Raw genomic sequence first — 21,247 nt, 5'->3', positions numbered from 1 at the left:
AGGTTATGAACAACGGCTCTACATTTTCTGTTTATACGCCCAAGAGTGTGGCATATATAGCTATGGGGTATATTGTGTTTTGGGCAGGTATTCGCACTCAATTTGTAGACACGACTGCTTATATTCGTTCGTTCAATTATGCAGATACGGGTATTGATAAAGCTATAGCAGTTTTTTGGGGGGAAGGGAAGGATAAAGGTTGGGAGTTTCTTATGATTTCATTCAAGACTCTCATTTCTGATAACTACCATTGGTGGCTTACTCTTGTAGCAGCAGCAACAGGCATTCCTATTGCACGTACTTTGCGTAGATATTCAGTCAACTTTACATATAGTATGTACCTATTTATTACCTCTACAACATTTATATGGATGTTTAATGGTATTCGACAATTTTTAGCTGCAGCTATAATGTTTGGTCTTTGCAACTTTCTTTTTCTAAAGAAACGTAATTTATATATCTTAGCCGTTTTATTATGTTCTATGATTCATGGTACTGTAGTAGTAATGCTTCCCATGTATTTCATAGTACATGAGACACCATTTAAGAAACGAATGCTGTTGTTTATTCTTGCTATTATGGTTAGTACGTTCTTCATTTCTCCATTATTAGAGGGAATGGAGACAATGCTCAAAGATACTTCTTATGCGTCAAACTTAGAGCAGTTTGTAGAGGATGATGGTGTTAATCCAATACGTGTGTTATTCATGTCTATTCCAGTAGTTTTAGCTTTTATTAAGCGTAAAAAGATAGAGGCTTTACATAATGATTTTTTAAATGTATGTGTAAACATGTCTACAATTTCTGTTGGTATATATGTGATAGGTATATTTACTAGTGGAATTATGATAGGACGCCTGCCTATATATTTTAGCTTATATAACTTTTTACTAATTCCTTATCTTATAAGAGTGTTATACAATAACAAATCAAAGCTTTTATACTGGATTATAGGTCTAATATACTTGGCTTTTTATTATATGATGGCAAGAGGTTATTATTATAATAGTAATTTAACGGGATTTTTAATGTGAAAAATATGATACCAAAATTAATTCATTACTGCTGGTTTGGTAGAAATCCATTACCAAAATCAGCTATCAAATGTATAGAAAGTTGGAAAAAGTTTCTGCCTGATTATGAAATCAAGGAATGGAACGAGGATAATTTTGATGTAAATATTATACCATATACGAAAGAAGCATATGAATGTAAGAAGTATGCCTTTGTATCTGATTATGCTCGTTTCTGGATTTTATATAAATATGGAGGATTGTACTTTGATACAGATGTGGAAGTAATAAAGTCTATGGATGATATTATTGAAAGAGGTCCTTTTATGGGTATTGAAGTCGAAGCAAAAAAGGGCAACGAGGTTCCCCTCGTTGCCCCAGGCCTTGGCCTAGGTGTAAACCCAGGCCTTGGCCTATATAAAGAAATTTTAGATTACTATCAAAGATTACACTTTTTAGATAATAATGGGCTCCCTAATCAGATAACGGTAGTTAAACATACAACGAATGTACTACTTGCACATGGTATGAAACATATAAATGAATTACAAGAGGTTTCTGGTGTTTGGATATACCCTCGTGATTATTTTAATCCACTTCAAGATAGTACTGGTGAACTTAAAATTACCAACAATACCCGAAGTATTCATTGGTATACAAAAACATGGTTGAAAAAACGAAATCCAATACTTATATGGATATTAAGAAAAATACACAAGTATTTTGGAGATAATAGTTTGGCTTGGTTAAAACAAATCCTTAATATCCTTAAGAAATGAATCCTATATTTGAAAAGATAAAGCATCGTGTTTGGCTTTTCTTCAAGAATCTGCGAAATAAGAGGTATCGCGCTCGATATACAAATCATGATATAACCATTATTTCAATGAATTGTACGGGTGGAATTCTGTATCATGACCTTGGTCTTAAGTTTCTCTCGCCTACAGTGAATTTGTATATGAAAGCAGGGGATTTTGTAAAGTTCTGCGAAAATATGCATCATTATCTTCAAATTGATAAGATGCTCCCTTGTTTGGATCCTGCTATTGTTGGAAACCGGAAATATCCTGTGGTTTGGCTGGGTGATATTCTTCTTTACCTGGTTCATTATCATTCTGTAGAGGAAGCACAACATAAGTGGAATTCACGTAAACATCGTATAAATTGGGATAAGATAGTTGTCTTCAACAATGATCGTGAAGGTATGACCTCAGAGCTCAAAGACCGTTTTGAAGCACTGCCTTATAAGAAAGTTATGTTTACTCATAAACCTGATAATATTCACAAAAGTTGTCATTATATTCCAGGTTATGAGAATGATGGTTGTGTGGGTATTATTACTGATAGTGATGGTTGGTTTGGCAAACGCCCTATAGATAGATTTAATTGGGTTGATTTTCTCAATAAAGTATAGGTGTATTATATGATAGCAAAACAAGAAAGAGAAAGTAACATAGAAGTATTACGCTTTTTAGCAATGTTTCTTATTGTTATAGGTCATCAAGCTACACATGGTTTTGATGTAGCTAAATTAGCTTGTAATGCTGCTGGTACTTTTACTATTGCAATGTCGCAAGGGGCACGTATAGCAGTAGATATATTTGTGTTGATAACAGGATATTATTCTGTAGATCAAACTATAAAGTGGAAAAAAGTGTTCACTTTATATCGGCAGGTTTGGTTCTATTCTGTGTCTGTCTTATTGATTGTTTCACTGTGTTTCTGTAGACAATTGACGATTAATGAGATTCTAAAATATGTATTTCCAATCTACACCTCGCAGTTCTGGTTTGCTTCCTGCTTCTTGTTCTTGATGTTGTTGTTACCATATATTAATATACTTGTCAGCAACATAGATCGTCATCAGCATATGACTTTGCTGGTCATATTATTAGTGCCGTTCTGTATAGTTCCAACGATTATTCCAATAAATACATCGCTATATTCACATCTATTTTGGTTTATAGTCCTTGTATTAGTTGCATCCTATATTCGACTATATTCTCCACCTTGGATTTCCAAGATAAAGTGTTGGCATGGTATGTTGATGCTAGTTAGTATAATGGTGTGTACTTCAACCTTATGGGGGGGGTAAATAGGAGCGAATATGTTAGACATAATGCCATTTATCTGTTAGCAGAACCGAACAAACTTAGTGCATTAGTGTGTGCTATGTTGTTTTTTATTGGTTTTAAAAATACAGATATGGGACGTAAACGATGGTTTAATAGTATCTCTGCCAATGTTTTTGCAGTATATTTAATAACGGATCATCCGCAAATGCGCAAGTTTATCTTTACGCCCGTTACATCTCGAATTGAAGCTGATTATTACCCTTTGCTATATATTGGATGGGCTTTATGTTTAATGATAGTATGTATAATAATAGAAATGATACGATTACGAATAGATAAATCTATATTTAAAAAAGCAAATGACTGATAATACAACTAAACGAATTGATTGGGTAGACGCAGCCAAAGGTGTAGGTATTCTGATGGTTATGTTTGGACATAATTGGTTAGATGCGAGGTATTGTTTTTACTTATATGCTTTCCATATGCCATTGTTCTTTTTACTTGCGGGCTATACCTTTTCGGACAAACGCAATCTGAAGGTATATATACTGCAAAAGTCTAAAGTTTTGCTCATACCATATTTTATATTTGCTGCATGTCATGTGGTTTTCTATTCTGTATTGAAAACATTGCATACAGGCAGTTATGATATAGTTGGTGAGGTAGTTAACTTTCTTTTTCAAAGGAGACACACTTATCTTTGGTTTCTGCCAGTGTTGTTTTGGGGTGAGGTAGTTGTTTATGTGCTTAGCAGACTGAATTTAATGGGTAATATTCTCATGGGGGGGGGTAAATATACTTCTTCTAATTGTGCTTCATAGTTTTACAATATTATTAGGCTGCCAAAATTTGGTATGGAATATTGATCTCGTTCCTATGGCAAGTTCTTTTATTATATTGGGATGGATGTATAAGCAACATGGTAAAAAACACAATAAAGTCAAGCTGTCATGGCATTCTATTGCATTCATATTTATAGTTTCTCTTATTTTGTCTGCAATCAATTATTTGGGATGGGGTATGGTGGATATACGGGGTAATAAATATGGCAATTATTTTTTGTTCTATCCAGTTGCTATTCTGTGCAGTCTTGCATTAATATGTCTACTTAGGCAGATTAGGTGTCCGCATTGGTTACTTTTCATTGGTGCCAATTCTTTGGTGTATTATGGTCTGCATAGATTAGTGATAGAGTTGTTGTTCGTTGTATGGGGTAAATGTGAAGTATCTTATGATGGTGTATCTTTCTTGAGTCTTATAATTGCTGTTATAAATGTGATTATAACATGTACAATTCTTACTCCAATTGTGCTATTCATTAATAAACGATACCCATGGCTTTTAGGAAAGTTTTAAAATTTAATTAATGTAAAAAATAAAAATTTAAAAATGATAAGTATAATTGTTCCAGTCTATAATGTTGAGAACTTTCTTCCAAAGTGCATAGAGAGTCTTATACGTCAGACATACAAGGATATTGAGATTATTCTTATTGACGATGGTTCGCCAGATAGATGTGGATTTATTTGTGACGAGTATGCAATAAACGATAAACGCATACGTGTGATACACCAAACGAATAGTGGCGTATCTGCTGCTCGTAATGCTGGTCTAGCAGTGGCTAAAGGTGAATATATAGGCTTTTGTGATCCTGACGATTTCTGTGCAGTTGATATGTACGAGTGTATGTTATCTGCAATGGAAAATTACAAGGTTGATCTGGTGGCATGTGGATATAACTACTATAGCGAATTGTATGAGTTGGATACCACACGTTGCTATCTAGTTAAAAATGATGAACTGATGACACGAGAAGATGTTTTTAGTAAATTGTCAGACATGCCTCCTACAATTCGTCACGGTGTAGTTACAAAGCTATTTCGTAGGTCGTTGATGGATGGTCTTAAATTTGACATGAGGTTAAAATCTGCTGAAGATGCAAATTTTCTGCTTGATTATCTGCAACGAGCAAAAAAAGCAGTTTTTATCCATCAGCCTTTTTATATGAATTTAGTACGTCAAGGTAGTGCAACACATGGAGGACTCAATATACAAAGTTTGAAAGATTCCTTCAAGGTACATGAACGTATGTACCTTGATACTATTAAGGTATCTTCTAAACTCAAAGGTCATGCACTTGCTTTTTTATTAGATGTTTGTACACTTAAATACAATGAATCAAAGCTTCGTATTGCAGGAATGCTTATGAATAATGATACTAAAACTTCAGAACTATTACGTTTCATGCGTTCTTTTATTCGTAAAAAGGCAGTTAGTGCACTAACGTGTTCGAATATTAATTGGAAAACAAAAATCTATTATATGTTATTATGGATACGGAAATAAGACAAATTCAAAAGCAATGCCTTCTGTTGTTGGATATAGTGGATGGTATATGTAGAAAGTATGATATTAAATATTCACTCTGTGGTGGAAGTGTTGTGGGAGCGTATCTATATAATGCCTGTCTTCCATGGGATGATGATGTAGATTTGATGATGACGCGTGACAACTACAATAAATTTATTTGTTTGGCTATGAAAGAGTTGCCTAAAGGTATTTCTATTCATAACTATCAGGTAGGAGATGATTTTTCTACACCATTCACTAAAATAATGAATGACAATACTACTATTGTTCAACAGGATGGTTGTATATCGGGTGTATTTCTAGATATTACAGTATATGACAAGATACCACATAATTGGTTTTCTAAAGTAAATACTTTTCTGTGGAAAATGTCGCAGATTGTAATGATTGGCAAAGTAGAATCTAGCAATCTACAGCAACGTGTACGCAATCTAATGTTATCTACAGTAATGTCGAGTCGTCGTTGTTATTTGAAATTTATGGAGAAATTGGTAATGATATTCGGAAATAGTTCTAAGGAGTATTCTTATTCAGAACTATTTGGTGCTTTTGCCAATACAACTCGCTTTAAACCTGCTATTTTCGAAAACTATGCAATGATTCGTTTTGAGGATAAGGAGTATATGATTGTTCGTGACATATATGAATATCTCCATACTCGCTACAATCGAACAGATTTCCGCGAGCCCAAAGAAAAGCAATATGCTCCTCATTACAAATATGTAAATTTCAATCTCCCATATAAGGAGTATATCAAGCAAAAAACTCAAGAGTGATGAATATCTTATTTTTTACGACTCTAGAGCCAACATTGTTCACTGGTGGTATAGAACGCTTTGCGCTCACATTTGGAAACCGTTTTGCTAAGGATGGACATCAAGTTGTCTATATTGCTCAAAAGCATTATAATCCCGATGCCCCTAAGACTGATTGTCGTCATAATGTGTATGTTATTCCTAATAGTGAGTATGTCGAGGCAGAAGAAAATGTAGTTTTTGTTCAAAGAATTGTTGAAAAGTATGCTATTGATATTATTTTCAATCAGCAGGCTGATGGGGTTCATTTGGTAAACTTATGCCATATTGTAAAACAAAGGGTTAATGGCCTGAAAGTTGTTTCTATACTTCATTTCTCGCCAAATCATTCATTGCGGATGTTCGAAATGTCATTTAGACATATCATTAAATCCAAATTATCTCTTCGTCAACAATTTAATCTTATTATAAGAAATACATCGTTATATAGGGCAAAGATTCGTAAATATCTTCGTCAGCTATTTTCAACAATGTATGTCAAGAGTGACGCTGTTATATTACTTTCTGAAAAGTCAATACCTATTTTTGCCGAATTGGCAGGATTACAAGAAACTACAAAACTCTATGCTATTCCTAATCCAGTGACCAATCTCATCGGTCTTAATACTTCGAATAAGAAAAATCGAATTCTTTATGTTGGACGTTGTGAAGTTTTAGAAAAACGAATCAATTTATTACTGGACATTTGGAAATTAGCCGCTCCAAAACTACCTGATTGGCAATTGGATGTCTTAGGTAATGGTAACTATTATGAAATAGTTAAAGAGCGAATTCTAAAGGAAGGTATCAATAGAATTAATTTATGTGGTTATTGTTCACCTGATCAGTATTATGCTCAATCCAAAATCCTATTGCTTACAAGCAGTACGGAAGGTTTTCCTTTAGTACTGCTGGAAGCAGCCAATTTGAGAACTCCTTCCATTTTGTTTAATAGTTTCGAGGCTGCCAGTGATATCGTCATTGATGGCAAAACAGGTTATATTGTGTCGCCATACGATATAAAGCAATTTGCTAATCGTATCGTTGAGTTGGCGTCTAATGAGCAAAAGCTTCAACAATTCAGTCAAAATGCCTATGAACATGCTCAAGAGTTTACGATAGACAAAATTGTAACAGAGTGGTATAAGATTTTTGAAAAGATAACAACGAAAAAATGAAGAATAAATACAGAATTTCTGTTCTAATGGGCATATACAATTGTGCTCCAACGCTTCAGGAGGCATTGGACTCGCTCTATGCCCAAACTTATCAGGATTTTAAAATCATTCTTTGTGATGATGGCTCGAAGGATGACACACTAAAGATTGCTGAGGAGAATGCTCGTCTGCATGATAATGTGATTGTGATCAAAAACGAGCGAAATATGGGATTAAACTATACGCTCAATCATTGTCTGGAGTATGCTGATACTGAGTATGTAGCTCGTATGGATGGTGATGATTTGAGTATGCCCACTCGTTTTGAGAAGGAGATAAAGTTCCTTGATGAGCATCCTGAATATGCTATTGTAAGTACGCCAATGATTCACTTTGATGAAAATGGAGAATTTCGTTGTGGCAAGGGTAGAGGAGAAATAACTGCTAAGCATTTTGTTCATAGTTCTCCAATTTGTCATGCTCCGTGTATGGCACGAACGAAAGTGTTTAAGGAGGTTGGAGGATACTCGGTAGATGATAGACTACTGAGAGTTGAAGACTACCATTTATGGTTTAAGATATTTGTGACAGGACATAAACTGTTCATGTTAGATGAATGCCTATATAAAATGCGTGATGACAGAAATGCCGTAATGAGACGAAATTGGCAAAATAGGCGCAATGAAGCATATGTGAAACATATTGGATATAAGATGATAGGATTACCATTGTGGTATCAAATATATACATTAGTGCCAATTCTTAAGTATTTGATGCCCACGTTTGTATATAATTATTTCCATAGAAAGTGAATATCTACTATTCATAATGCATTGTTAAGAATCCGTGGAAATATAACATGAGAAGTTGAGTAATATTATCTTCATCATCTCTATTGGAATGCTCAATGTAATCCGATGTAATTATCACCCGTCTGCACAGGTAAAGTACATTCTTGTGGTGCGAAACCACTAGACGGATTTTTTTCTATAGTGTTGAGAATTATAATTGACAAAAATAATATTAGAAGATATGTTGAACTTGATGTACATCACAAAGCGTCCGGAGATTGCACGTATTGCAGAAGATGCCGGCGTGGATTGGATCTTTGTAGATATGGAATTTATAGGGAAGGACTGCCGACAGGGTGGTCTTGATACGGTACAAAACCATCATACAGTAGAGGATGTGGCGAATATTAAAGCAGCACTCAGCAAGGCTAAGGTGTTGGTGCGTGTGAATCCTATACATGACCAAATGGCGGATTACCCTTCGAGTGAGGACGAAATAGAGGCTGTTATAAAGGCTGGTGCTGACATAGTGATGCTTCCGTATTTTAAAACAGTCGCAGAAGTGGAGCGCTTTATAAGCATCGTAGGAGGTAGGGCAAAGGTGTGTCTGCTGATGGAAACCACAGAGGCAGCTTCGCTGCTTGAGCAAATTGTGAAGATGCCAGGGATTGACATGATTCACATAGGACTTAATGATATGCACTTAGCATTGAAGATGAAATTTATGTTCCAATTGCTGGCTGATGGATCTGTAGACAAGTGGACTGGTATCATCAGAAAGACTGGCATAAAGTATGGCTTCGGTGGACTGGCATCACTTGACGGTGGTGCTGTACCAGGGCGTATGATTCTTAAGGAGCACTACCGTATTGGTAGTAAGATGGTAATTGTTAGTCGCGCATTCTGCAATACGGAGAAAATAACTGACCTCAATGAGGTGAAAGAGATTTTCAATAATGGTATCAAAGCCATTCGTGAACAGGAGAGCGAAATGTCCGCGATGAGTCAGGAAGACTTTATTAATAATCACAAGGCTGTATGTGAAGCAGTAGATAAAATCGTTAAAGGATAAATACTATGAATCTATTATTAACTGGCTGTTTCAAGTACTCAGAAATTCAGATGGAGGCACTGCGCTCTCTTGGGTACACAGTATATTTCATGCAACAAGAGAAGGAAAAATTGCCAATAGAGGCAGCAGAAGTGGATGCAACAGTGTGCAATGGGTTATTTTTATCTCATGATATAAATAATTTTACTCGTTTGAAACTTATACAACTGACGAGTGCTGGTTTTGATAGAGTGCCTGTGGGCAAGATAAAGGAACGAGGTATTGAAATCTATAATGCTAGAGGAGTTTATAGCACACCAATGGCAGAATGGGCTGTGTTTCGTGTGCTAGAACATTACAAACAAGGTTGGTTTTTTCGCAAGGAGCAGGATACAACAAAATGGACAAAACATCGTGGACTGCGTGAAGTGTCAGGAACTAAAGTGGCTGTTGTAGGTGCTGGCAATGTAGGACAAGAAGTAGCTAAGCGTTTCCAATCTTTTGGTGCTGAAACTACAGGTTTTGACATTCATACTGATGAAACGGCTGGTTTTGACCACATGGCGCTGACGGAAACGCTCTGTGAACGTGTGTGTGAATATGATATTGTCGTGGTAACGGCTCCGCTGTTACCGTCTACACAAGGTTTGATTAGTCGTGAAGTGCTCTTGGCTATGAAGCAGGATGCCATCCTTGTAAATATAGCCCGTGGGGGATTGATTGATGAGCAAGCGCTTTGTGAAGTTTTGGCAGAACGCAAAGATCTATTTGCTGCTTTGGATGTGTTCGAGACTGAGCCATTAGTAGAGAAAAGTCCGTTGTGGAGGATGGATAATGTGGCGATAAGTCCGCATAATTCGTTTGTGAGCAATGGGAACAATGCAAGGATGTTTAAGGTGATGTATGAGAATCTTAAGAATTTTATAGAAAAATAACTCAAAATGAAGAAAGTCTTGTTGGTAGCAACAGTACAAAGCCATATTGGACAGTTTCATCGTCCGTTGGCTGAGGTACTGCATAATCATGGATATGAGGTGCATGTAGCAGCACATGATAATCTATATTTGAAGAATGGTTTAAAACTGGATTTTGCAGATAAGGTATTTGACGTGCCTTTCTCGCGTTCGCCAAAGAGTAAGGATAATGTTGAGGCATACAAGCGGTTGAAGCAGATTCTTGACAATGACCATTATGAGGTTGTGCACTGCAATACGCCAATGGGAGGCTTTGTAACTCGTTTGGCAGCTCGCAACGCTCGCAAGAAGGGTACAAAGGTGTTCTATACGGCTCATGGTTTTCACTTCTATGATGGTGCTCCTAAAAAGAATTGGTTAATATACTATCCGATAGAGCGCTTCTTTAGCCGTATGACAGATACGTTGATAACCATTACACGTGAGGATTACAAATTGGCTTCAGAGAAGTTTCACTGCCATATAGAGCACATGCATGGAGTTGGTGTTGATGGCAAGCGCTACTTTAAGGCATCGGCAGAAGAGAAGATGGCCATGCGAAAGAAAATGGGCTATTCTGTTACTCAGAAATTGATTCTGTGTATTGGTGAGCTGAATCAGAACAAAAATCAAACGATGGCAATAAAGGCAATGCATAAGGTGGTGGAGCAATTTCCTGATGCTCTATTGATTTTGGCTGGTAATGGTCCGCGCGAGGAATTTTTGAAAGAATTTATTCGCCAAGAGGGTTTGGAGAAAAATATTCAGATGATAGGATATGTAACTAATCTACAAGACTATCAGCACATAGTTGATGTACAAGTATGTTGCTCGAAGCGTGAGGGCTTACCGTTGAATGTTGTTGAATCTATGTTGAGTGGCAATCCTGTAGTGGCAAGTTTAAACCGTGGACATCGCGAGTTGATAGAGAATGGTAAAACCGGATATATTGTTGCTGTAGATGATAGCGAAAAAATGGCAGAGAAGGTGTTGCTAATGTTACAAGACGAAAAACAGAAACAATATATAGAAACAAACGCTATGATGTTCGCTCAACAGTACACTTTCGACAATGTGAAAAAGGAACTAAAAGCAATATACGGACTAACTTAAATGACAGATAGAAACACATTTTTCGAACTTCTTCAAGCTGGCGTGTGGGGACGAAAAGCAAAGTTGGATTCACCTCCGATGAGTTGGCAGACTGTGTTTGATATGGTTGTACAGCAATCTGTTGTAGGTGTTACATTAGATGCTTTACAAACATTACCCAAGGAATATATGCCAGAACAAAAATTACTATTTAAATGGATAAGTAATGCATACGTTATTGAGAAGTTGAATAAACAGGTTAATGAAGCGTTGTCTCAGCTAGTGTCATATCTGGATGTTCATAGTGTACCTAGTCGCTTAATGAAGGGACAGGGTTGTGCTTCGCTCTATACCCATCCACTTTACAGGCAGAGTGGTGATATCGACTTATTTGTAGGTGCGGAGCAATATGAACGTGCTAAAAATCTGATTCGTTTCTGTGGTATCAATATTGAACATGAAAGTGTGTATGATGCTCATTTCACTTGGGGTCAAGTGAAGGTTGAAATGCACCGATTTGAAACAAAACTGTATTGGCCGAGTCTAAATAGGCGTTTTCAACTGATATGCCGACAGGAAGAGTGGCGCGAGCCTCTAACATTTGAGATGGATGGTCAGAGAGTAGCGATGTTCAATGCTACGTTTAATGCCTTCTATGTATTTGTACATTTTTATCATCACTTTTTGCAAGCAGGCGTTGGCTTACGCCAAGTATGTGATTGGATGTTAATAATGAAACATTATGAACATGTAATAGACTGGAAACGATTACATGACTATGTGACAGCTATTGGAGTACAGCGAGCTTGGAATGTTTTCTATGGGCTGACAGTAGAGTATTTGGGGGTACAGCTTGAAACTGTTCCAGAATGGATGCGTGAATATAAGGCTGCAGATGTACAGTTTGTTATAGAGGATATACTTAAAGTTGGTAACTTTGGCAAGTTTGGCAAGTCAATGCAGAAACGTTCGTTTGGTGGTGGTTTTATAGCAAATATAGAATCGTTTATAGCTTTGTTCATTAGACTCCTACGTGTAAGCAAATTCGGTCGTAGAGAAGTATTGGCCTACCCACTATGGAAGGTGTTCTGTGATAGAAGTATGTTTAACCGATATAAATCTAAACATTAATAAATATGTATAAGTATTTTAAGAGAATTGTTGATTTCTTTATTGCATTAGTTGCATTAGTCATTCTGTTTATTCCTTTGATGATTGTGGCTATTATCATCAAGTTAGACTCTAGAGGTCCTGTAATCTTCAAACAAGAACGTTTGGGAAAGAACGGTGTACCATTTAAAATTTGGAAGTTCCGATCTATGTGTGTTGGTGCAGAAAAAAAAGGTTCTGGTGTGTATTCGTTCAAGGGTGACGCACGTATTACCCGTGTGGGTAAAATAATCCGCGCTACTTCGATTGACGAATTACCTCAGTTAGTGAATATTCTCTGTGGAGATATGGCACTGATAGGACCTCGTCCTGCATTAACTTATCACCCTTGGCCTTACGAACAGTATGACGAGCATCAAAAGCATATGTTCGATGTTCTCCCAGGCGTGACGGGATGGGCACAGGTAAATGGTCGTAAAGAAGTGCCTTGGCCAGAGCGTATAGAACTTAACGTATGGTATGCGCAGAATATGAGTCTTTTTCTCGACCTGAAGATTTTCTTCATGACAATCTTTAAAGTAGTGACAAATGCCAATAATGAAAACGTGGGTGAAACTGGTATGAAGAAGTAACCTATATGATTCAGTTAAGGGTGGTTCAATTTATAATATCAGAACCACCCTTTTGTAATATAAGGACATGCAATATGAAAAAGTTTTTTAGAGCGTTTTGGAAGGGAATATCATTTCTCTTCTGGCCTCAGAAGAGTGAAAAGAATAGATATTATAATTAAACTTAATAACGAATAGTAATATGATACAAATAGATAAGAAACTGATATCAAACCTTTTTGAAAAGGCATTAACAAACCCTCGCCTTCGCTATAGTTTCGATCTTCGAAATCCAATAGATGGAGGGCAAAGAATGCTTAATGCATTATTACCAGGAACAGTTGTTCCTATCCACAGGCATCCACAGAGTACGGAGAATGTTTTTCTCCTGTGCGGTAAGATTGTGGAGGTTATCTGTGATGAAAACGGAAACGAGATAGAGCGTATTCATCTTGATCCTACCGTAGGTAATTATGGTTGTGTTGTTCCACAAGGTACATGGCATACTGTAGAAGTACTGAAGCCATCGGTTATATACGAGGCAAAGGATGGAAAGTATGGAGAGGATGGAAGTGAAACATTTGTTGCTTTTAAGTCAAAGGAAGTAGAAAACAAGGAACAGGCTTCAGCTACATTTTCCAACAGTCTTGGCGATTTGAAAAAGAATATTGAGTATCTGATTGGCATGGAACGCCAGTCAGGAAGCATGGATGTCATTACTCCGCTCTATGTATCTCGGATGCTGAATGTACCTTTGGAAGAGGTGGAGAAAGTTATGCGCGAAGCGCAGTTTTGAATTTTGAATGTTGAGTTGTCGCCTTTGGCGATGTTGAATTATGCGCTGTGCGCAATGTTGAGTGTTGTAATCGGCTTTGCCTTAGGCTTCAATTAATGTTCAATTAACGGTAATTAATGTTCAAATATACAGCTCGACACTCAACCTTGCGCACAGCGCAAGGTAAATCAGTAATAACATTCAAACAAGCTTGATGTTCTGCTCTCGGTTTGCACTATAATACATGTGTCACGCATTGTAAAAGCATTAATAGAAGATAATCGAATAGAAGCTTTTGGTGCACCAAGACTTCGAAAATATAAACTGACAAAGGCATGAGAATAATACATTTTTCTGAAGTCTATTTCGATACTGATGAAGTTTTGTTCAATAGTGAATATCGAAAAATATAGTAAAAAATTGGAGAGCTTTTACTCTGACTCTCCAATACACCTAATGAGCAATATTTATTAAGTTACATCCCAATGCGGTTTGAATGCGAGCAATGGTTTGTGTGGTGAAGTTGTGGCGACCAGTGAGCCATTTGGAAATCTCAGAGTCTCGCTTATGGAGCATTCTGGCAAAGTCTTTTTGGCTGAGCCCCTTTTCTTTCAGAATCTCACTCAGTCGCTCTGCTATTCCAAACGACAAGTCAAACTCAGCTTTCTGTTCGGCTGGAATTGCTGCAAGGCAATCACGGAAAAGTTTATTCTGTACCATAATTACTAATTTTCAAAGGTTGCACTTTCTATATCGGTTATCATATTCTTCTCAATGGTAATAACACCATTCTTTTGCGCAAAAATACATAAAGAAATTAAAGACTGTTCACTTTTAAGTGAATATTTTGAATAGTTTAACAATGGGAACATTGTATGAACACAAATACAGATTTTGATAAGATAGATAAGGTACTCTCGAAGATTACGGGTAAGGAGCTGAAAAGCTTTGTGAGGGTGTATTCCTATACCCATGATGACTTTGCCACTGCCTTGGTGGAGAAATATTGGAAGCCTGAGCGAGGAAACTATATGGAAATGGTGGAGGCTTGCTCCCAGTATGGAAACCGTGCCATTTTGTGTGGAGGATGGTGAAGGGATATGTGTAGGGAAAGATATTGCTGAGAATATTTGCAAGTGTAGGGGAAATGATGTAAATTTGCGGTAAAGCAATATATTCATAAAAATATAAGGAAATGAAGAAATTGACAATTCATCATATAGGTCCAATTAAACATGTGACACTGATGCTGAAACGCATTAATGTGGTTATAGGTCCTCAGAGTGCTGGCAAGAGCTGCATTCTAAAGATTGCATGCTTTTGTGCTTGGGCTGAAAAAAGGATCCAGTTGGAGCAGGGAAAGAATGACTTTGCTGATTTTGAATATGTAAAAGAAAATTTGCTTGTGTTTCATAAGTTGAGTGGTTTTTTACATGAAGACAGTAGAATTGAATATAAGAGTGATTTCTTGAGTTTTGCTATTGATTTTGCACAAGAGTCTTTTAATTTGCGATGGGGCAATGTGCAAAAGAGGTTTAACTATAAACGTCCACGCGTTTCGTATATTCCTGCCGAGAGAAATTTGGTTTCTTCTATTCCTAACTGGTTTGATGTTAAAATGGATTCCACCAACTTGAAGAGCTTTATAGCAGATTGGGCTTATGCTCATAAACTGTGTGGTGATGACGCTACGTTGCCTGTTTTGAATTTGAACGTAAGTTTCTTTTATGACAAGCAGACTGACAATGATTATATATTGTTAGATGACGGCAAGAAGATGAAGTTGACTGATGCTTCGAGTGGTCTACAGTCTGTTATACCGATGTGGGTGTACTTAGATTATCTTTTCCGCAAACAGTATAGCCCTAATGAAATGTTAAGTTCGAAAACTGAAACTGAAAACGAAGAGATAGCCCAACACATTTATGAAAGCAAGTTTAAAAATACCGCTAAACAAGTTGGAGAAAATGGAGAAGTTTTTATAGGCAAGTTTGGTTTAACAAAGCGTATGTTTGCATCGAAAGAGGATTTTGAGGAATTCAAACAACTTGTTTCTGCTTATACACAAACGTCCCACTCTGACATATATTTGGAGGAGCCTGAGCAGAATCTATTCCCGTTGACACAGGTGGAATTGGTGTATGAGTTGCTGAAAAATACAGCTTTGCATAATGACAATTTGTTTATAGCAACACATAGCCCTTATATACTTTATGCTCTTAACAACTGCATGTTAGGGTATAAGGTTAAGGATAAGATTCCTGCTGATGTTTCAGAGTTGAGAGATAATGAAAGCAGTTGGGTGAACCCTAAGGATGTGGCTGTTTGGGAAATACAGGACGGAGAGTTCTCGTCGATGGTTGACAAAAAGAATATGACACTTCAGGATGCTGACGGACTTATTCGTGGCAACTATTTCGACCGTGTGATGAAACTTATAATGACCGATTTCTCAAATTATTCAACATTTTATGACTAAGATTGAAAGTACATTCAATGACGTGATGGTCTGTAATGGAGATATTTGGGTGGCAGACTATAGAAGTTTAGAAGGAAATATAAACTACATCTATTAGGTATTAACAGTGTACTTGCTGTGAATTCAGGCATTCTTTTAGCTGTAAGACCTAATATTTAATCTTTTGCCTCATCCGAGTGGCGGCGTAGTGCAGAGCGATACTGCAATGGGGTTCTAATCTTTAATTTTTTTACTCATTATATAGGCACTTGCATGGGTAGGTGTCTATAAGGTTGGTGTTCCCTAATTTGAACACTAACTGTTTAAAGTCTTAAGATTTTAAATCATTAAAATCAATTATATGAAGTACTTATTAGTAGTTCATCTTGATCCCACCATTGGTAATTATGGTTGTGTTGTGCCACAAGGTGCATGCTATACCATTACTCCGCTTAATGTGTCGTGTATGCTGAATGTACCTGTGGAAGAGGTGGAGAAAGTTATGCGCTGTGCGCAATGTTGAGTTTTGAGTGTTCAATTTTGAATTATTATGGCTTGAATAAAATATGTCTCGCAAATAATGTAGATAAGGCTGCATCTCGGCATAATATTCAAGCAAGCTTGATTCTCGTTATAAACAAAGCAAGTTTGTTTATAACGAGAAAATGGATGAAATAGAAATTCATGTAGGATTCTGCAAATGAGAAAAGGAATACAGTTGTTCGAATACCAACTTGATATGATTAGACGGATTGATGAGGCTTTTAGTGCCCATCAATCTGTTATGGTTCAAATGCCTACTGGTACGGGAAAAACAATGCTCCTGGCGGAGCAAGTGAAAAGTGAAGAACGAAGAGTGAAAAATCCTGATGGAGTGAAGATTCCTGATGGAGTGAAGATTCCTGATGGAGGGAAAAGGGAAAAGGGAAAAGGGAAAAATCCATGTGTGTGGATTGTGGCGCATAGAAGGGAACTTGTAGAGCAGATCAAGGAAACACTTGAGGCTTCGCTTAATGTGAAATGTGAAATGCTTAATGCTACGCATAATGTTAAATGTGAAATGTTAAATGTTAAGCGTGGAAAGCCATTGGATTCTTCACTCTTCACTTTTCACTCTTCACTTATCAAAGTTTTCTCGATACAGTGGTTGTCGAAGCACTATCATGAATTGGAGGAGAGACCTTCGCTTATTATCATTGATGAGGCGCATCATGCTGTGGCGAAGACATATAAGGAGGTGATGGATGCATATCCCGAAGCGAAAAAGTTAGGACTAACAGCCACGCCTTGCAGATTAAACCGACGAGGGTTCACCGACTTGTTTGATGTGCTGCTGCAGTCGTGGTCGTATAATAAATTTATTGCGGATGGGTGGCTATCGCTGTACGATTATATGTCTATCAAGGAGGATAGCGAGGACTGGCGCTTGGTGAACTCGCTGAAGAAAAGAGGTGCTGATGGAGACTTCTCGCTGAAAGAGATGAGTGAGAAGCTGAATGTGCAGCCAAGTATCGAGAGGCTTTGTGATACCATATTGCGCTATGCGCCAAACAAGAAAGGCATAGTTTATGCGATTGATATTAAGCATGCGGAACATATAGCTGAATATTATAGGGAGCATGGACTGAATGCGGTGGCGATAAGCTCGAAGACTCCGCTGGAAGAACGGAAAGCTATAATTGAAAGGTTTAAGGGCACGAATGACTCTTTAAAGGACACGAATTGTCATGAATTGTCCATGAATTTAGCCAATAATAACTCTTTAAAGAACACGAATTGCCATGAATTCAAAATTCAAAATTCAAAAATTCAAAATCGGCTTTGCCGACAATTCAAAACTCAAAATTCAAAACTCAAAATTCTTATAACCGTTGATTTGTTCGGTGAGGGCTTTGACTGTCCCGATGTAGAGTTTATACAGTTGGCAAGACCCACACTTTCGTTGGCTAAGTATCTGCAACAGGTGGGACGTGGCATGCGTGTGTTTGAAGGCAAGAAGTATTGTCTGATATTGGATAATGTGGGATTGTACCGCTTGTTTGGTCTGCCATCGGATGACAGAGACTGGCAAGCTATGTTTGAGGGACGTGTAGCAGGAAAAGGCATTCTGAACGAAGATGCAGAAGGAATGTATAATATTGCCTATTCCATTCGCAACGAAAAAGAAAGAATCACGTCGGACGCACGAACAGAACTTATCACCGTGATGACACATGAGGGACAACGTATGGACTTGGAAGAAGCATACGGCTACGAGATAGTCAGCAACAAGGATGGGCTGTCGGGTGTTATGGATAAGGACGGCAAGGAAGTGCTGGCATGTGAATATAATAAGGTAGAACTGAAAGCATACGGAATAGCCAAGCTGTATTCCAGACGGAAGATAGACAGAGAACGTCCCTGGATGGACTTGCGCAATGGCGTGCGATACGTCAAGCGACCGAGAATCGAAAAGCACGGTTTTCTGGAATTTTCCACTACAGACGGACAGCGCCTCTATCCGAGAGTAAGGACACGGCAGATGGACGAGAACAGTTTCGTGTTGCGGAATGCGTTGGACAATGGGACAGACGAAGGACTGCGATTCAGTAATTTCTTTGTGCAGCCATCAGAGCCAGACAGACTATACAGATTCAAGGAGAAAATAGAAGACCTGTCGATTTGGGAAGATGAGCAAGGATGTCTGGCATGGCGCAAGACTTGGGATAGCATGGTGCACCCCATGACCGCTGAGGAATTAGCGGAAAGGAGAAACACATGGGAAAGAGATGTCAAGCAGTTTGAAGAGGAAAAGAAACAATACATAAGGTTTTTCAAACCAGCAATAGAGATTGACCACATCGATGGCAAGACACTGTTGGCTGATTATAAGGAACCTGCCAATCTGAGAATCACAAGCGATACAAGGAACAATTATCAGGTATACTATCGCAGAAATCGGCTGGAAAAATGGGAATCATTGGGCAGTTATGCCAAGATATACCCCCAGGCGTACGGCATAAGAGTGGTGCAAAACAGAGAAGGCAAATACCTTATGCGTACTGAACTGTACAAACCAATGGAAAAGCCTGAACAGACGTATGAGTTTGCAGAACTGCAGGATAACGCTTTGCTGCACTTTACAGAGCACGGCAAGGACTACTGGGTATATCTGGAGAATATGACATGCTTCACCCGTAAGCCTGAATTTGTCACCATCGGTTTCATGGATTTCTTGAAGATTGGTGGAGTGTATATGAGGCGTGGAAGAAACAATGGTGAAACCTACAGAAGAGCAGAGATAAGGATGTACGATGACATCTGCTTCTTAGGACTAAGAGAAGTATTCGTCAAGACGGAATATAGACTACACCATTATTATATACAGCAACGGTCATTGGACGGCAAGCGTTTTGTGCTGAGTGACAGTATGAAACCAAAGGAATCATCAACATGGTTTGACATGTACTATGACGGGAAAAATACACCGGTAGTAGAAAGACGGAAGAAGGACTATGAAGTGTACGGAGTGAAGAAGTAGCACTTTTTCAAATACAATATTTGTATTTTTTATCGCTCAATACTATGAGTTGAACGCACGAAGTAATCTTTAGCTCGAAATTCGCGAGTTTTGAGCAATCCAAGTTAAAGTCCTTACATACAGAAGGTTACACGATTTGCAACTAAGAAGAGGGAAAAATAGAAATGCACAAATCCTCCATTTGATTGTAAAACGACTACTTTTACACTACAACTGTAGTCCTTTTGCATTGCAATTGGGCTTCATTTGCATTGCAAAAGGAGTACAGTTGCAAGGCAAAGATGGCTTGATTGATAAATATCGAGGCTCAACCGCTGTTAAAACCATGAAAAACAGCTTTCAAAATCTCTAAAATCGATTTTTTATTTGTAACACTTTTTTACTGCATGTACTATATTTGCATGCAACATCTATCCACAAAATTATACATTGTCATCGGTTTGCACTATCTCTTGATAAGACAGGCTTATAATTCAGATTTTTTATCTAAATTTGCAGATATGAAATAAAATCGTGCTAATATGGACAAGAGAATTACGGAGCAGCCATCGCACTACGACCATCTGGAACAGATGAGCGTGGAGCAGATTACTGCCAATATCAACCGCGAGAACATGTCGGTGCCCGTGGCGGTGGACAAGGCGCTGCCTGCCATCAACCGGCTGATTGATGCCGTGGAGCATAAGCTGCGCTGCGGCGGACGACTGTTTTATGTGGGATGCGGTACAGGCGGACGACTCGCCACTCTCGACACCATTGAGGTGCAGAACACTTACGGCATCGACGGACGGCAGATTCAAGCCATTTTCCCTGGCGGCATAGAGTGTCTGACGCAGACGCGAGAGTCGCGCGAGGACGACACCGACGACAGTTGGACGCAGCTCACGGCAAGGGGTGTCTGCCAGGAGGACATCGTGGTGGGCATTTCGGCAAGTGGCACCACGCCTTTTGTGCTGGCTGCGCTACGACACGCACGTGCCGAGGGCATTGCCACGGGATGCATCGTGAACAACCCCAACTCACCCATTGCCGCTCAAGCCGACTATCGGGTGGAGGTGCTAACGGGTCCGGAATTCGTGACGGGCAGCACACGCATGAAGGCGGGCACTTCGCAGAAGCTCATATTCGACATGATAAGCACTACGGTGCAGATACGACTGGGACGCGTGGAGGGCAACAAGATGGTGAACGCCAAGCTTATCAACCACAAACTCATCGACCGCGCCGTGAGAATATTCATGGAACGCAACCCGCAATTCACCGACTACGACGAAGTGAGGGCCTTGATAATGAAGGCTGGTAGCGTGAAAAAAGCGGAAAAAGAATTGTGAACAATTCACGATAATTCGTGACTAAACACCACGCAGCAAGCATAAAGTTCTTTTTGTCACGAATTACCACGAATTATTCATGAATTCAGATAACGCACGCAACATTCGTGTGATTAGTGGAATTCGTGGTGAAAAGAATAATT

General features: G+C 38.3%; 20 protein-coding genes and 1 pseudogene. 20 read left to right on the top strand and 1 reads right to left on the bottom strand.

The window, feature by feature from the left end:
- Positions 1-5 precede the first annotated feature (5 nt).
- The 15 genes from I6E38_RS08850 (at position 6) to I6E38_RS08780 (ending at position 13,816) form a co-directional block, all read left to right on the top strand.
- The gene (locus tag I6E38_RS08850; protein WP_235393634.1) at positions 6-1,034 is read left to right on the top strand and encodes an EpsG family protein; all 1,029 of its coding nucleotides are present in this window, start codon (positions 6-8) and stop codon (positions 1,032-1,034) included.
- A 5-nt stretch (positions 1,035-1,039) separates the two neighbouring features.
- The gene (locus tag I6E38_RS08845) at positions 1,040-1,792 is read left to right on the top strand and encodes a glycosyltransferase family 32 protein (RefSeq protein ID WP_235393633.1); all 753 of its coding nucleotides are present in this window, start codon (positions 1,040-1,042) and stop codon (positions 1,790-1,792) included.
- Positions 1,789-2,427: a DUF1919 domain-containing protein gene (locus tag I6E38_RS08840; protein WP_235393632.1), complete on the top strand. Its 639-nt coding sequence runs from the start codon at positions 1,789-1,791 to the stop codon at positions 2,425-2,427. Before I6E38_RS08845 ends, I6E38_RS08840 begins: the two co-directional genes overlap by 4 nt.
- A gap of 9 nt (positions 2,428-2,436) precedes the next feature.
- The gene (locus I6E38_RS08835) at positions 2,437-3,108 is read left to right on the top strand and encodes an acyltransferase family protein (protein ID WP_235393631.1); all 672 of its coding nucleotides are present in this window, start codon (positions 2,437-2,439) and stop codon (positions 3,106-3,108) included.
- A gap of 339 nt (positions 3,109-3,447) precedes the next feature.
- Entirely contained in the window at positions 3,448-3,912 is a 465-nt protein-coding gene (locus tag I6E38_RS08830; RefSeq protein WP_235393630.1) for an acyltransferase family protein, read from the top strand.
- 568 nt (positions 3,913-4,480) lie between these two features.
- Positions 4,481-5,437 (top strand): glycosyltransferase family 2 protein, encoded by a 957-nt coding sequence (locus I6E38_RS08825; protein WP_235393629.1) that lies wholly within the window; start codon positions 4,481-4,483, stop codon positions 5,435-5,437.
- Positions 5,422-6,237: a LicD family protein gene (locus I6E38_RS08820; protein WP_235393628.1), complete on the top strand. Its 816-nt coding sequence runs from the start codon at positions 5,422-5,424 to the stop codon at positions 6,235-6,237. The genes I6E38_RS08825 and I6E38_RS08820 overlap by 16 nt, the downstream gene beginning before the upstream one ends.
- On the top strand, positions 6,237-7,433 hold the full coding sequence (locus I6E38_RS08815) for a glycosyltransferase (RefSeq protein ID WP_235393627.1): 1,197 nt from the start codon (positions 6,237-6,239) through the stop codon (positions 7,431-7,433). The genes I6E38_RS08820 and I6E38_RS08815 overlap by 1 nt, the downstream gene beginning before the upstream one ends.
- Complete coding sequence (locus I6E38_RS08810; protein WP_235393626.1) at positions 7,430-8,224, top strand: glycosyltransferase; 795 nt, start codon at positions 7,430-7,432, stop codon at positions 8,222-8,224. The genes I6E38_RS08815 and I6E38_RS08810 overlap by 4 nt, the downstream gene beginning before the upstream one ends.
- Positions 8,225-8,444: 220 nt before the next feature.
- The gene (locus tag I6E38_RS08805; RefSeq protein ID WP_235393625.1) at positions 8,445-9,275 is read left to right on the top strand and encodes an aldolase/citrate lyase family protein; all 831 of its coding nucleotides are present in this window, start codon (positions 8,445-8,447) and stop codon (positions 9,273-9,275) included.
- A 5-nt stretch (positions 9,276-9,280) separates the two neighbouring features.
- The gene (locus I6E38_RS08800) at positions 9,281-10,189 is read left to right on the top strand and encodes an NAD(P)-dependent oxidoreductase (protein ID WP_235393624.1); all 909 of its coding nucleotides are present in this window, start codon (positions 9,281-9,283) and stop codon (positions 10,187-10,189) included.
- A 6-nt stretch (positions 10,190-10,195) separates the two neighbouring features.
- On the top strand, positions 10,196-11,320 hold the full coding sequence (locus I6E38_RS08795) for a glycosyltransferase family 4 protein (RefSeq protein ID WP_235393623.1): 1,125 nt from the start codon (positions 10,196-10,198) through the stop codon (positions 11,318-11,320).
- Positions 11,321-12,430 carry a nucleotidyltransferase domain-containing protein gene (locus tag I6E38_RS08790; protein WP_235393622.1) on the top strand — a complete coding sequence of 370 codons (1,110 nt, stop codon included), beginning with the start codon at positions 11,321-11,323 and terminating at the stop codon, positions 12,428-12,430.
- A gap of 5 nt (positions 12,431-12,435) precedes the next feature.
- Entirely contained in the window at positions 12,436-13,041 is a 606-nt protein-coding gene (locus I6E38_RS08785; RefSeq protein ID WP_235393621.1) for a sugar transferase, read from the top strand.
- Between the two features lie 181 nt (positions 13,042-13,222).
- Positions 13,223-13,816, top strand: a complete 594-nt coding sequence (locus I6E38_RS08780) for a WbuC family cupin fold metalloprotein (RefSeq protein WP_235393620.1) — start codon at positions 13,223-13,225, stop codon at positions 13,814-13,816.
- 432 nt (positions 13,817-14,248) lie between these two features.
- Here the strand turns inward: I6E38_RS08780 and I6E38_RS08775 are convergent, their stop codons facing one another.
- On the bottom strand, positions 14,249-14,515 hold the full coding sequence (locus tag I6E38_RS08775; protein ID WP_235393619.1) for a helix-turn-helix domain-containing protein: 267 nt from the start codon (positions 14,513-14,515) through the stop codon (positions 14,249-14,251).
- A gap of 155 nt (positions 14,516-14,670) precedes the next feature.
- Between I6E38_RS08775 and I6E38_RS08770 the strand changes: the two genes are divergently transcribed.
- The 5 genes and pseudogenes from I6E38_RS08770 (at position 14,671) to I6E38_RS08750 (ending at position 21,104) form a co-directional block, all read left to right on the top strand.
- Positions 14,671-14,889 (top strand): hypothetical protein, encoded by a 219-nt coding sequence (locus I6E38_RS08770; RefSeq protein WP_235393618.1) that lies wholly within the window; start codon positions 14,671-14,673, stop codon positions 14,887-14,889.
- Between the two features lie 101 nt (positions 14,890-14,990).
- Complete coding sequence (locus I6E38_RS08765; RefSeq protein ID WP_235393617.1) at positions 14,991-16,274, top strand: ATP-binding protein; 1,284 nt, start codon at positions 14,991-14,993, stop codon at positions 16,272-16,274.
- Between the two features lie 340 nt (positions 16,275-16,614).
- Positions 16,615-16,776, top strand: coding sequence for a hypothetical protein (locus I6E38_RS08760; protein ID WP_235393616.1), 162 nt, complete (start codon positions 16,615-16,617; stop codon positions 16,774-16,776).
- A gap of 195 nt (positions 16,777-16,971) precedes the next feature.
- Positions 16,972-18,363: pseudogene (locus I6E38_RS15455) on the top strand (DEAD/DEAH box helicase); the annotation flags it as partial.
- Between the two features lie 1,931 nt (positions 18,364-20,294).
- On the top strand, positions 20,295-21,104 hold the full coding sequence (locus I6E38_RS08750; RefSeq protein ID WP_235393614.1) for an N-acetylmuramic acid 6-phosphate etherase: 810 nt from the start codon (positions 20,295-20,297) through the stop codon (positions 21,102-21,104).
- Positions 21,105-21,247 lie beyond the last annotated feature (143 nt).

This window comes from Leyella stercorea, from assembly GCF_021531355.1.
In the GTDB taxonomy this organism is placed as follows: Bacteria; Bacteroidota; Bacteroidia; order Bacteroidales; family Bacteroidaceae; genus Prevotella.
This window is presented reverse-complemented; position numbering and strand designations above follow the sequence as displayed.

What these genes read in the sequence shown, in the direction of transcription:
- I6E38_RS08840 (WP_235393632.1), top strand. Translation starts at nt 1,789, where the DNA reads ATGAATCCTATATTTGAAAAGATAAAGCATCGTGTTTGGCTTTTCTTC.
- I6E38_RS08845 (WP_235393633.1), top strand. Translation starts at nt 1,040, where the DNA reads ATGATACCAAAATTAATTCATTACTGCTGGTTTGGTAGAAATCCATTA.
- I6E38_RS08785 (WP_235393621.1), top strand. Translation starts at nt 12,436, where the DNA reads ATGTATAAGTATTTTAAGAGAATTGTTGATTTCTTTATTGCATTAGTT.
- I6E38_RS08760 (WP_235393616.1), top strand. Translation starts at nt 16,615, where the DNA reads ATGAAGTACTTATTAGTAGTTCATCTTGATCCCACCATTGGTAATTAT.
- I6E38_RS08790 (WP_235393622.1), top strand. Translation starts at nt 11,321, where the DNA reads ATGACAGATAGAAACACATTTTTCGAACTTCTTCAAGCTGGCGTGTGG.
- I6E38_RS08810 (WP_235393626.1), top strand. Translation starts at nt 7,430, where the DNA reads ATGAAGAATAAATACAGAATTTCTGTTCTAATGGGCATATACAATTGT.
- I6E38_RS08770 (WP_235393618.1), top strand. Translation starts at nt 14,671, where the DNA reads ATGAACACAAATACAGATTTTGATAAGATAGATAAGGTACTCTCGAAG.
- I6E38_RS08835 (WP_235393631.1), top strand. Translation starts at nt 2,437, where the DNA reads ATGATAGCAAAACAAGAAAGAGAAAGTAACATAGAAGTATTACGCTTT.
- I6E38_RS08795 (WP_235393623.1), top strand. Translation starts at nt 10,196, where the DNA reads ATGAAGAAAGTCTTGTTGGTAGCAACAGTACAAAGCCATATTGGACAG.
- I6E38_RS08775 (WP_235393619.1), bottom strand. Translation starts at nt 14,515, where the DNA reads ATGGTACAGAATAAACTTTTCCGTGATTGCCTTGCAGCAATTCCAGCC.
- I6E38_RS08815 (WP_235393627.1), top strand. Translation starts at nt 6,237, where the DNA reads ATGAATATCTTATTTTTTACGACTCTAGAGCCAACATTGTTCACTGGT.
- I6E38_RS08825 (WP_235393629.1), top strand. Translation starts at nt 4,481, where the DNA reads ATGATAAGTATAATTGTTCCAGTCTATAATGTTGAGAACTTTCTTCCA.
- I6E38_RS08805 (WP_235393625.1), top strand. Translation starts at nt 8,445, where the DNA reads ATGTTGAACTTGATGTACATCACAAAGCGTCCGGAGATTGCACGTATT.
- I6E38_RS08830 (WP_235393630.1), top strand. Translation starts at nt 3,448, where the DNA reads ATGACTGATAATACAACTAAACGAATTGATTGGGTAGACGCAGCCAAA.
- I6E38_RS08765 (WP_235393617.1), top strand. Translation starts at nt 14,991, where the DNA reads ATGAAGAAATTGACAATTCATCATATAGGTCCAATTAAACATGTGACA.
- I6E38_RS08780 (WP_235393620.1), top strand. Translation starts at nt 13,223, where the DNA reads ATGATACAAATAGATAAGAAACTGATATCAAACCTTTTTGAAAAGGCA.
- I6E38_RS08750 (WP_235393614.1), top strand. Translation starts at nt 20,295, where the DNA reads ATGGACAAGAGAATTACGGAGCAGCCATCGCACTACGACCATCTGGAA.
- I6E38_RS08800 (WP_235393624.1), top strand. Translation starts at nt 9,281, where the DNA reads ATGAATCTATTATTAACTGGCTGTTTCAAGTACTCAGAAATTCAGATG.
- I6E38_RS08820 (WP_235393628.1), top strand. Translation starts at nt 5,422, where the DNA reads ATGGATACGGAAATAAGACAAATTCAAAAGCAATGCCTTCTGTTGTTG.
- I6E38_RS08850 (WP_235393634.1), top strand. Translation starts at nt 6, where the DNA reads ATGAACAACGGCTCTACATTTTCTGTTTATACGCCCAAGAGTGTGGCA.